The organism is uncultured Thiohalocapsa sp., from assembly GCF_913063425.1.
Taxonomy (GTDB): domain Bacteria; phylum Pseudomonadota; class Gammaproteobacteria; order Chromatiales; family Chromatiaceae; genus Thiohalocapsa.
This window is the reverse complement of sequence record NZ_CAJXYK010000012.1, coordinates 75,027-86,994: the sequence shown is the minus strand read 5'-3', so window position 1 is coordinate 86,994 and position 11,968 is coordinate 75,027. Positions and strand designations below refer to the sequence as shown.

Annotated in this window: 10 protein-coding genes; 7 read left to right on the top strand and 3 right to left on the bottom strand. The window is 69.0% G+C overall.

All coding sequences use genetic code 11. The features are described from left to right. Window positions 1-37 precede the first annotated feature (37 nt). The 3 genes from QZ607_RS08990 to QZ607_RS08980 all read right to left on the bottom strand — a co-directional run bounded on the left by QZ607_RS08990 (window position 38) and on the right by QZ607_RS08980 (window position 3,016). Window positions 38-1,105: a GGDEF domain-containing protein gene (locus QZ607_RS08990; RefSeq protein ID WP_295882006.1), complete on the bottom strand. Its 1,068-nt coding sequence runs from the start codon at window positions 1,103-1,105 to the stop codon at window positions 38-40. A 250-nt stretch (window positions 1,106-1,355) separates the two neighbouring features. Continuing rightward, window positions 1,356-1,931 carry a hypothetical protein gene (locus QZ607_RS08985; protein WP_295882005.1) on the bottom strand — a complete coding sequence of 192 codons (576 nt, stop codon included), beginning with the start codon at window positions 1,929-1,931 and terminating at the stop codon, window positions 1,356-1,358. 224 nt (window positions 1,932-2,155) lie between these two features. Beyond that, entirely contained in the window at window positions 2,156-3,016 is an 861-nt protein-coding gene (locus QZ607_RS08980) for a tetratricopeptide repeat protein (protein WP_295882003.1), read from the bottom strand. Window positions 3,017-3,138: 122 nt separating this feature from the next. On the opposite strand from QZ607_RS08980, the gene trxC reads away from it, so the two are divergent. From trxC to QZ607_RS08945, 7 genes are all read left to right on the top strand, one after another. After that, the gene (gene trxC, locus QZ607_RS08975; protein WP_295882002.1) at window positions 3,139-3,573 is read left to right on the top strand and encodes a thioredoxin TrxC; all 435 of its coding nucleotides are present in this window, start codon (window positions 3,139-3,141) and stop codon (window positions 3,571-3,573) included. A 354-nt stretch (window positions 3,574-3,927) separates the two neighbouring features. Then, window positions 3,928-5,070, top strand: a complete 1,143-nt coding sequence (gene carA / locus QZ607_RS08970; protein WP_295882000.1) for a glutamine-hydrolyzing carbamoyl-phosphate synthase small subunit — start codon at window positions 3,928-3,930, stop codon at window positions 5,068-5,070. Between the two features lie 175 nt (window positions 5,071-5,245). Then, window positions 5,246-8,452: a carbamoyl-phosphate synthase large subunit gene (carB, locus tag QZ607_RS08965; protein ID WP_295881998.1), complete on the top strand. Its 3,207-nt coding sequence runs from the start codon at window positions 5,246-5,248 to the stop codon at window positions 8,450-8,452. Between the two features lie 228 nt (window positions 8,453-8,680). Beyond that, the gene (greA, locus tag QZ607_RS08960; protein ID WP_295881996.1) at window positions 8,681-9,157 is read left to right on the top strand and encodes a transcription elongation factor GreA; all 477 of its coding nucleotides are present in this window, start codon (window positions 8,681-8,683) and stop codon (window positions 9,155-9,157) included. An 87-nt stretch (window positions 9,158-9,244) separates the two neighbouring features. After that, window positions 9,245-9,568 (top strand): DUF2845 domain-containing protein, encoded by a 324-nt coding sequence (locus QZ607_RS08955; RefSeq protein WP_295881995.1) that lies wholly within the window; start codon window positions 9,245-9,247, stop codon window positions 9,566-9,568. Window positions 9,569-9,801: 233 nt separating this feature from the next. Then, window positions 9,802-10,920: an alpha/beta hydrolase gene (locus QZ607_RS08950; RefSeq protein WP_295881993.1), complete on the top strand. Its 1,119-nt coding sequence runs from the start codon at window positions 9,802-9,804 to the stop codon at window positions 10,918-10,920. 70 nt (window positions 10,921-10,990) lie between these two features. Beyond that, a complete protein-coding gene (locus tag QZ607_RS08945) occupies window positions 10,991-11,911 on the top strand; it encodes a hypothetical protein (protein WP_295881991.1) in 921 nt (306 codons plus the stop codon). Window positions 11,912-11,968: the final 57 nt, after the last annotated feature.

Below are 11,968 nucleotides of genomic sequence, written 5' to 3'. Positions count from 1 at the left end.
GCGGGCGGGTCTGACGGAGGGGCGCCGGCGGCCGCGCTTAAGCAGCGCACAGGCTCGCGAAGCTCGACAGGCGGTTGCGGCCTGCGCGCTTGCTTGCATAGAGCGCCTCATCGGCGTGGCGCAGAAGCTCCTCGACATCACCCGCCGCGACGGGCAGCGTGGCGAGCCCGATGCTGACGCTGACGCTCACGTGTCCTGCCGATCCCTCAACGGGTGCATCGGCCATACGCTTCAAAATGCGCTCGCCCGCGTTCTGTGCAGCGCTCTCGGGTGCGGACGGCAGCAGTACGATGAACTCATCCCCGCCATAGCGCGCCACCACGTCGTTTGCGCGCACACAGTCCTTGATGGCGGCAGCCACATTGCGGATGGCGCGGTTGCCCGTCTCGTGGCCGTGGTGGTCGTTGATGGCCTTCAGGTTATCGATGTCGATCATCAGCACCGACAGGGGCTCCGCGCGCCGGCGTGCCAGGCGCTCGTGCTGTGACAGGGCCTGATTGAAGGCGCGCATATTGCTGAGCCCGGTGAGGGTGTCGGTGTCGGCGAGCTGCTCGACATAGGCGCGCGCAAAGCCGAGGTCCGCCGCCAGCAGGGAGGTCACATAGGCCACCAGCACGAAGGGCGCGAAGCGCAGCATGAGCGAGCTGAAGATCTCGTAGCGGAAGATCTCGATGCCCCCCGCGGCATAGGCGGCGAGCAGATAGAAGCTGGTGATGAGCGCAAGCTCCAGCAGGGTGATGACCTTGCCGAGGGTCAGTGCGCTGAAGATGACCACCAGCAGGAAGAGATTCAGCAGCGGGCTGTCCACCTTGCCTGTGTGCCAGACGGCCACCGCGGTGAGGGCGAGCATGGCCCAGGTCTCGATGGTGAACTTCCAGCGCGCCGGCAGCGTGAACAGGTTGGCGTAGCGGAAGCCCACCACGAAGGCCGCGAAGGCCGCGCCGGCGGCAAGGATGCGCAGGGGCTGATCCACCGGCTCGTCCGGCAGGGTCATGTACACGAGGATCAGCACCAGCAGCAGCCACTCGATCTCGGCGAGGGTCCGATTGAACCCCTTGAGCTCGATGGTGCCGGCTTGCTTACCGGCGTCGTGCGGCTCCGTCATGGCGGCAGTGCGTCAGTGGTCTGGTTGTTTGTGGCTTGGTTGAGGCGTGCGTGCCGATGGAACAGCCCGCGGGCATGGTGAGTGCCTCACACCCGGGCGGATGCACACCCCGCCGGTCTGTGTGCCGGAGCCCCGACGCACACCGCCCTGCCGCAGTTTGCCCGGCCACAGTCTGTCCGGCCACAGTCTGTCCGGCCGCAATCCACCCAGGCGCATCCCGACCAGCTCTGATCGATTCAGCCCAATCGATTCAGCCCAGTAGGGCGTCCTCCAGGCGGTCCAGCGGCACGGCATCCAGATAGGCCTCAAGCGTTTGCTGGTCCACGCCGCTGCCCTCCACCTGTACCTGGATGCGCGTGCCCACCAGCAGCAGGATGCGGCTCGTGCCGCCTTCGTGCAGCTCCAGCACGCCGCGGTGGCCGGCGCGGGTGTAGGGGGTTGCGCTCGGGCTGGCCTGCATCAGCGTTGTGAGCATGGACAGCAGCGGGGAGTCCGCTGTGATGCTGACCGTGACGCTGGCGCCGTTCTCCCGGCGGTAGGTCCGCATCAGGTTGTTGCCGGTGAGCATCGCCGCAATGCCGCCGGCGTCGCTTACCGGGTCCTCTGCGGTCCAGCCGGGCAGGGGTGGCGGCAGCAGGTCCAGCTGCTCCGCCTTGAGCTGCTCCTGGATCTGCGCGACGGCGAACTCCAGCGCCTGGATGGCGACCTGCTCCTCGCCTGCCTCGTAGGCGCGCTTGGCGGCGTCGATCTGGTCCGTGACCGGGTCGGCGTGGGCGGTTGCTGCGACCACCAGGGCCGCGGCAGTGAAAGCGATCAGGCGTGACATGACACCGGCTCCATGCGGGATGACTCAGGACTGCTGCGGGAACGGCCCGCCGACCGGTATGCGGCAGCCCCTGGGCCAGCACCTGCCGAGCATCGGCCTTGATGCGACCGCTCCAACCCTATCCGGCGCAAGTCTAATGGATTTCCACAAAGGACACGATGCCCTTTGCGCGCGCTGCCCGGGCCAACCGTTGGAGTTGTGATGCCGGTCGGGTTGCGCGGTGCTCAGTACAGGAGCCGGGAGAGCTTGGCGCGGTAGGTCTTCACCAGCGGATCATCGCCCAGCAGGTCGAAGACCATCACAATGGCTTTGCGGGCGGCATCGTCGCCGTAGCCGCGATCGCGCTGCATGACTGTGAGCAGGTTGTCCAGGGCCGCCTGGTAGTCACCTGCGAGCACCTGCTGCGCGGCGAGTCCGTAACGCGCGGCGCTGTCGCCGGGGTCAGCGGCGAGGCGGGCCTCGCACGCCGCCGGCGACGGCGCCTCGGCCGCGGCCTCCGCAAAGGCGATCTGTCCGTGCAGCTGCGCGATCTCGGGGTCGTTGGCGAGCTCGATGGGGGTGTGCGCCAGCATGTCGGCCGCGGCGTCGTGCTCGCCCCGGGCCAGTGCCAGGCGCACCTCCAGCGGAAACAGGCGGGTGTTGTCGGGGTCTTCGGCCCGCAGCTCGGCGAGCAGCGAGGCGGCGGCCTCCAGCTCGCCCCTGGCTATCGCATCGGCGGCGGTGGCGATGCGGCGGTCGCTCTCGCTTTCGACGTGGCGGGCCAGGAAGTCGCGGATCTGGCCCTCCGGCAGCGCGCCCATGAACTGATCCACGGGGCGGCCGCCCTTGAACAGCTGCACCGTCGGCAGGCTGCGGATGCCGAACGCCGCCGCCAGGGCCTGCTCGGCTTCCGTGTCCACCTTGGCGAGCAGGAAGGCGCCGGCAAACTCATCTGCGAGCTTGGCCAGGAGCGGCATCAGCTGGCGACAGGGTGCGCACCAGTCGGCCCAGAAGTCCACCAGCACGGGGCGCTCGGCGGAGCCGGCGATGACCACCCGCTCGAAGTCGGCTTCGGTGACGTTGATCACGTGCGGTGACTCGGCCATGCAGTGCTCCGGATGTCTGGCAATTGCTCACGCGGTGGAAAATAATTGGTCAGTGACGCCGATTCAAGCAGGGCGCCCGCGAGCCGCGGGTGACCAGAGGAAACTGCCCGGAGGAGAGCGCCATGGCCGATCCGCTGCACCTCGTCTGTCCGCATTGCGATGCCGTCAACCGGGTCCCCGGGGCACGGCTGACCCAGGGGCCTGCCTGCGGCAAGTGCCATCGACCCCTGTTCGACGGCCACCCGGTGGCGCTGGACGAGGCGCGGTTCGAGCGCCACATCGCCCGCAGCGATGTGCCGGTGCTGGTGGACTTCTGGGCGCCCTGGTGTGGCCCATGCCGGATGATGGCGCCCGCCTTCGAGGCCGCGGCCGCACGCCTGGAGCCCAACGCCCGACTGGCCAAGGTGAACACCGAGGAGGCGCAGGGGCTTGCCATGCGCCACGGCATCCGCTCGATTCCGACGCTCGCGGTGTTTCGCGGGGGGCGGGAGCTGGCGCGCCAGGCGGGCGCCATGGACACGGCACAGCTGGTGCGCTGGATGCAGCCGTATCTCTAGCGGCGGCCCAGCCGGCGGGGCGCGGTCACGGCTGCGGGCCTCTCGCAGCCGCAGGCCCGTCAGGCGGTCCCGCTGCATCTGCCCCCGGGCAGCCCATGTCCGGCCCGCCGCTGTCGTGCGCCGTCGCCCGCAGGCGGACACAGCCGGCGGGGCGCGTGGACAGCATCTGGGGCATCCATTAGTATCTCGCGAGCGCTGTCCCCTGCGCCGGCATGGGCGGCAGCGCACTCTTGGCACGACGCTGCGGCTCGGCACGGTGACAGGCGGGATGGCCGGCACCGCGAAGACGCCTGCGTCATAGTGCGCCCCATTGGCCGACCCACAGCTCGCCCACGCTTCGCCCGGAGGTCCCCGTTGCACCAACCCGCCGTTCTGGTTCTGGAGGATGGCTCGATCTTCCGCGGCGTCTCCACAGGTGCGGCGGGCGAGGCCGTCGGCGAGGTCGTGTTCAACACGGCCATGACGGGCTACCAGGAGATCCTGACGGACCCGTCCTACGCCCGTCAGCTGGTGACGCTCACCTATCCGCACATCGGCAACACCGGCGTCAACGACGAGGACGAGGAGTCCGCCCGCGTGCATGCGGCGGGGCTGGTGGTCCGGGACGTGCCGGCGCGCACCAGCAACTGGCGCCGGACGCAGGACCTGCCTGCGTACCTGCGCGACCAAGGCGTCCCCGGCATCGCCGACATCGACACCCGCAGGCTCACGCGCATCCTGCGCGAGAAGGGCGCCCAGAACGGCTGTCTGCAGGCGGGCGGCGGCATTGACGAGGCGGCGGCGCTGGCTGCGGCGCGGGCCTTTCCGGGGCTCGCCGGTATGGACCTGGCGCGGGAGGTCACCACTGCGTCCACGTACAGCTGGACCGCCGGCCTGTGGTCGCTGGAGCTGGGGCAGGGGGCGCCCGTCGCGGCGGACGACCCGTCGCTGCGGTTCCACGTCGTCGCCTACGATTACGGCATCAAGCGCAATATCCTGCGCATGCTCGCCGCACGCGGCTGCCGCATTACGGTGGTGCCCGCCGAGACCCCGGCGGCGGAGGTGCTGGCGCTGCGCCCGGACGGCGTCTTCCTGAGCAACGGCCCGGGCGACCCGGAGCCCTGCGACTACGCCGTCAAGGCCATCCGCACCCTGCTGGACGCGGAGATTCCGCTGTTCGGCATCTGTCTCGGGCACCAGCTGCTGGGTCTCGCCTGCGGCGCCCGCACCGTGAAGATGAAGTTCGGGCACCATGGTGCGAACCACCCGGTGGTGGACCTGGCGACGGGCACCGTCATGATCTCCAGCCAGAACCACGGCTTCGCGGTGGACGAGTCGACGCTGCCGGCGGCGGTGGCGGCGACCCATCGCTCGCTGTTCGACGGCTCGCTCCAGGGCATCCGCCATCGCGAGCGTCCCGCGTTCAGCTTCCAGGGCCATCCGGAGGCGAGTCCAGGTCCGCACGATGTGGCACCGCTGTTCGATGCCTTCATCGCGGCCATGGCCGAGCGGCAGTGATGCCGCGGCCGCCGGACGCACACCCGGGATGACAGCGACCACGTGCCTCTGCGGCGCCTGATTCGCCCGCACCGGAATAAGCCATTCGCCGCCGCAACCGTCAGCCCCTGCGCCCACTGCGACCGGGACCGATGGTGCAGCGGGTCAGTGAACACAGACAGCCAAGCCAGCGGTCATGCCAAAGCGCACCGACATCCACAGCGTGCTCATCATCGGCGCCGGGCCTATCGTTATCGGCCAGGCCTGCGAGTTCGACTACTCCGGCGCGCAGGCCTGCAAGGCGCTGAAGGAGGAGGGCTTCCGGGTCATCCTGGTGAACTCCAACCCGGCCACCATCATGACCGACCCGGAGATGGCCGATGCCACCTACATCGAGCCCATCAACTGGCGCGTGCTGGAGCGCATCATCGAGCGCGAGCGCCCGGACGCACTGCTGCCCACCATGGGCGGCCAGACCGCGCTCAACTGCGCCCTGGACCTGGCCCGCGAGGGCGTGCTGGAGCGCTTCGGCGTCGAGATGATCGGCGCCACGCGGGAGGCCATCGACAAGGCCGAGGACCGGGATCTGTTCCGCCAGGCCATGCGCCGCATCGGTCTGGGCCTGCCGCGCTCGGCCATCGCCCACAGCCTGGAGGAGGCGCAGCAGGTGCAGGCGCAGGTGGGCTTCCCGGCCATCATCCGCCCGTCTTTCACCATGGGCGGCAGCGGCGGCGGCATCGCTTACAACGCCGAGGAGTTCGACGAGATCTGCCGCCGCGGCCTGGACCTCTCGCCCACCAGCGAGCTGCTCATCGAGGAGTCCGTGCTGGGCTGGAAGGAGTTCGAGATGGAGGTGGTCCGCGACCATGCGGACAACTGCATCATCATCTGCTCCATCGAGAACTTCGACGCCATGGGGGTGCACACGGGCGATTCCATCACCGTCGCCCCGGCGCAGACGCTCACCGACAAGGAATACCAGATCATGCGCGACGCCTCTCTGGCGGTGCTGCGCGAGATCGGTGTGGACACCGGCGGCTCCAACGTGCAGTTCGCCATCAATCCGGAAGACGGGCGGATGATCATCATCGAGATGAACCCGCGCGTCTCCCGCAGCTCGGCGCTGGCCTCCAAGGCCACCGGCTTTCCCATCGCCAAGGTGGCCGCCAAGCTCGCCGTCGGCTACACGCTGGACGAGCTGCGCAACGAGATCACCGGCGGTGCCACGCCGGCCTCCTTCGAGCCGAGCATCGACTATGTGGTCACCAAGATGCCGCGCTTCGCCTTCGAGAAGTTTCCGCTGGCGAACTCGCGCCTCACCACGCAGATGAAGTCCGTGGGCGAGGTCATGGCCATCGGTCGCAGCTTCCAGGAGTCCCTGCAGAAGGCCCTGCGCGGGCTGGAGACGGATCGCGACGGCCTGAATCCGGTGATCAATCCGGCCGATCCCAAGGCCCCCGACATCCTCCGGCGCGAGATCCGCCAGCCCGGGCCGGACCGGATCTTCTACCTCGCCGACGCCATGCGCCTCGGCTGGCCGCTGGACGAGATCCAGGCCCTATCGGGCATCGACCCCTGGTTCCTGGCCCAGGTGGAGGCGCTGGTGGCGCTGGAGGGCGAGGTGAAGGCCGCGGGCAGCGCGGGGCTGGACGCGCAACGGCTGCGGATGCTGAAGCGCCGCGGCTTCTCGGACAAGCGCCTTGCCAAGCTGGTGGGCGGCACCGAGGCCGGCATCCGCCGGCTGCGCCACGAGCACGGCATCCGCCCGGTGTACAAGCGGGTGGACACCTGCGCCGCGGAGTTCGCCTCCGCAACCGCGTACATGTACTCCACCTACGAGGAGGAGTGCGAGGCGGCGCCGTCGAGCCGGCAGAAGATCATGGTCCTGGGCGGCGGGCCGAACCGCATCGGCCAGGGCATCGAGTTCGACTACTGTTGTGTGCACGCGGCGCTGTCGCTGCGTGACGACGGTTTCGAGACCATCATGGTCAACTGCAACCCGGAGACCGTCTCCACCGATTACGACACCTCCGACCGGCTCTACTTCGAGCCGCTGACCCTGGAGGACGTGCTGGAGATCGTCGCCGTGGAGCAGCCCCTCGGCGTCATTGTGCAATACGGCGGGCAGACCCCGCTCAAGCTCGCGCGGGACCTGGAGGCCGCCGGCGTGCCCATCATCGGCACCTCGCCGGACTCCATCGACCTGGCCGAGGACCGCGAGCGCTTCCAGCGCCTGGTGCACGAGCTGAGCCTGAAGCAGCCGCCGAACGCCACCGCCCGCAGCGAGAGCGAGGCCATGGAGCAGGCCGCCGCCATCGGTTATCCACTGGTGGTTCGCCCGTCCTACGTCCTCGGCGGTCGCGCCATGGAGCTGGTCTACGACGACCTGGAGCTGGCCCGCTACATCCGCAATGCCGTCAGCGTCTCCAATGCGGCTCCGGTGTTGCTGGACCGCTTTCTGGACAATGCCATCGAGGTGGACGTGGACGCGGTCTGCGACGGCGAGCGGGTACTCATCGGCGGCATCATGGAGCACATCGAGCAGGCCGGCGTGCACTCCGGGGACTCCGCCTGCTCGCTGCCCCCGTACACCCTGTCCGGGGCCGTGCAGCAGCGCCTGCGCGAGCAGATGACGCAGCTCGGGCTCGCCCTCGGCGTGCGGGGTCTGATGAACGCCCAGTTCGCCATCCAGGACGATGACATCTACATCCTGGAGGTGAATCCGCGGGCCTCGCGTACGGTGCCCTTCGTCTCCAAGTCCATCGGTGTCCCGCTCGCCAAGGTGGGTGCCCGCTGCATGGCCGGCCGCAGCCTGGCCGAGCAGGGGCTGGAGCAGGAGGTCACGCCGCCGCGCTGTTTCGTCAAGGAGGCCGTGTTCCCCTTCGTCAAATTCCCCGGTGTGGACACGGTGCTGGGTCCGGAGATGAAGTCCACCGGCGAGGTGATGGGCATCGGCGGCAGCTTCGCCGAGGCCTTCGGCAAGGCCGTGGAGGGGGCGGGGCAATCGCTGCCCAAGCCCGGCAAGGCCATGCTCAGCGTGCGTGCGGCGGACCGGGTGCGGGTGGTGGCCGTGGCGCGGGTGCTGCGCGAGCTCGGTTTCGCCCTCTACGGCACCCACGGCACCGCGCGGGCGGTGCGTGAAGCCGGTATGGACTGCGTCGGTGTCAACAAGGTCAAGGAGGGGCGCCCGCACATCGTGGACATGATCAAGAACGACGAGATCGCCTTCATCGTCAACACCACCGAGGGCGCCCAGGCCATCGCCGACTCCGCCGAGATCCGCCGCGCGGCACTTCAGCACAAGGTGAGCTACACCACCACCATCGCGGGGGCGGAGGCCACCTGCATGGCGTTGCGCCAGGGCGATCTGCTGAACGTGAGTCCGTTACAGGCGCTTTACTGACCCAGGTGCCGGCGCTAGGCTAAGGCCCTCTCACGCGTCCGGCGCGCTGCAAGGTCGGGATCGCGCCGGGCTGCCCGTTGCAGCCGGCGCGGCCGGCCCGTGACTGCCAGCTCGCAACAGCCGGCCTGTCAACGGCATCGGCACTCGGCGCCGGAGCACCTCCGAACGCAACCCAAACAGCACGCCGCGGCTCGCAGACGTACCGTGGCGCGGAAGAGGATTTCACAGATGAGCCAGGTACCTCTCACGGCCAGGGGCGCTGAGCAATTGCGCGCCGAACTGGAGCACCTGAAGAAGATCGAGCGTCCGCGCATCATCGAGGCCATCGCCGAGGCGCGGGCCCACGGCGACCTCAAGGAGAATGCGGAGTACCATGCCGCGCGCGAGCAGCAGGGCTTCGTCGAGGGCCGCATCAAGGATATCGAGGGGAAGCTCTCGCATGCGCAGATCATCGATGTGTCGCAGTTGCCGCGCACGGGCAAGGTGGTCTTCGGCGTCACCGTGGACGTGCTCGATGTGGACAAGGACGAGGAGCACACCTTCATCATCGTCGGCGACGACGAGGCGGACATCAAGCAGGGCAAGATCAGCATCAGCTCGCCCATCGCCCGGGGCCTGATCGGCAAGGGCGAGGGCGATGTGGCCCTGGTGGATGCACCCGGCGGCAAGCGCGAGCTGGAGGTGCTGGAAGTCCGTTACGAATAGCCCATGCCTGTCATGCGACCCACCCAGACTGCATCTCCCCGTGACCGGCAAGCCCCTGCCGGCGCCTGCCGGGCGCGGGTGACCCTTATGCATCGGTGCCTTGTCCTGCTGTTCTGCCTCGCCGTCGCGGCGCCGGCCCAGGCGCTGCGCTGCGGCACCAATGTCGTGAGCGAGGGCGACAGCACCTTCAAGCTGCTCAAGACCTGCGGCGAGCCGACGCTGCGGGAGACCACCGAGCGCAAGATCCCCTACCAGATCTACGACCGGGTGCAGGGCCGCACCATCACCGCTTATGACAGCGTGCCCGTGGAGATCTGGACCTACAATTTCGGTCCGCGGCGCTTCATCCAGCGCATCACCATCGAAGACGGCCGCATCAAGCGCATCGAAAGCGGCGGCTACGGCTACTGAGCCGGGTTATACAGGAGCGCTGTATCGGGGGACCGGGTGCCCTGGTCAGGGGGGCGGCTGCCCGGCATGCACGCCCTTCGACGGGCTGCCTATACTTGGCGTTGATCGTTTGCAGCTGACTCTCGTGCCGGCGGCCTCCGCGCGTGGTCTGCGCAAAGTCCGGCTGCGTGCGTCGTGAATGGCGGCTCCGAATGGAGGCGCCGGCTCATCTGCTTGTCCAGGAGGACACCTGCATGTACGTGGTCACCAACCGTGAAGTGCGCGAAACCAAGCCCGGCGCACCCGAGGACCTCGATATCTTCGGCAAGCGGCCCAACCGCGACGGCCCCAATGAGCTGCGCATCGTACGTGTAGAGCATGACGGCAACGACTGGACCGCCGAGACCCTGAAGGACGAGCTTTTGGTGCGCGAGGCCCGCGCGCTCAAGGAGCAGTGGAACCTGGACATCGACCCGAGCGAGGTCCGGCATGCGAGTCTTCAGGTGGCCTGCGAGCTGTACGAGCAGACCCAGACCACGGGCCGCAATCTCGTCGTCTATGTGCACGGCTACAACAACGATATCCGCGATGTGGTGGAGACGGCGGCGCAGATCGAGGCGGACCACGGCGTCATCTGCCTGGTGTTCAGCTGGCCCGCCAACGGCGGCGGTCTGGTCAGCGGTACCGTCGCCTACCGCCGGGACAAGAAGGATGCCCGGGCCTCCATGGACGCGCTGAACCGCTTCTTCGAGAAGGTGCAGTTCTTCCACGAAACGCTCACGGCGGGCATGCGCGAGACGCTGCGCCGCAAGGCCGCCGAGCGCCATCCGGACAACCCCGACCGCACTCAGGCCCTGTATGCCAAGCTCTGCAGCGAGCAGTGCGCCACCAAGCTCAGCCTCGTCTGCCACAGCATGGGCAACTATGTGCTCAAGTATGCGCTGCGCCCGAGCATGGCCGGCGCCCGGGCGCTGATTTTCGACAACGTCTGCCTGGTGGCGGCGGACGCCAACAACAGCGGACACGAGTCCTGGGTGCAGGCGCTGGATGTGCGCAACCGCGTCTACGTCTTCATCAACGAGGAGGACTTTGCGCTCAAGTGGTCGCGGCGCAAGCCGGGCGAGGAGCAGCTGCCGCGCCTCGGGCACTACGTCAAGAACCTCGTGGCCGCCAACGCCTTCTATGTCGATGTTACCCATGCCGAAGGCGTCGGCGAGGCACATGGCTATTTCGTGGGCGAGGTACCGGCGGCCAACGCGGCCCTGAAGCAGCTCTTCACCGCGGCGCTGAACGGCGGCAGCCCGGAGTCCATGCCTGACACCATGCTGGCGTTCGCCGCCGACCTGAACCTCTACCGGCTCACCGGCGGCTGAGGGCGCGCACGCCCGGCGGCGGCGCCGGATCGCACTCAGGCTTGCACTCAGGCTCGCACACAGGCTCGCGATGAAGGCCCTGCTGGACCTCGACCGGCTGCTCGCCGACGGCGAGATCAGCGCCCGGCAGCACGCACGTCTGCGCCGGCACGCCGCGCAGGAGACCGCGAGTTTGGCCTACGGCCTGTTGGCGGGGCTCGGCGTCGTGGCCGTGGCGGGCGCGGGCATTGCGCTGCTGCCGGCACCGCAGACGGCCATGGCAGTGGGACTGGCAGTGGCCGCGCTCGGCCTCGCCCTTGCCTGCTTCGGCGCATCCGCCTGGCGGCTCGTGGCGACGCTCTGGGTCTTCGTCGGTACGCTGCTCACGGCGGGAGGGCTGGTGCTGGCTACCGAAGGGGCGCCGGCGGCCTTCGTGGCGGCAGCGCTGCTGCTGGCGGTGCCGGGGGTGCTGGTGCGAAGCCACCTGCTGGTGGTGCTCGCGGTGCTGGCGCTGGCCTCCGCGCTCGGCGCCAGGGCGGGCTATTTCGACGCGAGCTACCTGCTCGGCGTGGACGCCCCGGCGCTGACGGTGCTCGCCTTCACGCTGTTCGCCGGGCTCGCCTTCCTGTTGCATCTGCGCCTGCCGGCGAGCAGCTCCGGGCTGGCGCTGAGTGCCGCCCGCACCGGCGTCTTCCTGGTGAACCTCGGCTTCTGGGTGGGCTCCCTGTTCGGGGACCGGCTGGCGCTCGGTGAGGCCGAATGGGCCATCAGCCCGCTCGCCTTTGCCGTCACCTGGGCGCTGGCGCTGCTGGGCGCCGGCCTCTGGGGCTGGTGGGCCGGGCGTCGCTGGCTCGTGAACCTTTGCGCCGTATTCGGCGCCATCCACTTCCTGACGCAATGGTTCGAGCGCCTGGGGGCGGCCCCCGGCTCGGTGCTGGTGGCGGGGCTGCTGACGCTCGCCTTCGCGCTCGGCCTGCGGGTGCTGAACAGGGACGGCGGTGCACTCGGGTGAGCGCGGACCGGGGCGCGAACCGGGGCCGGCGGGCGGCCTTCGGGGTATCATATGCGA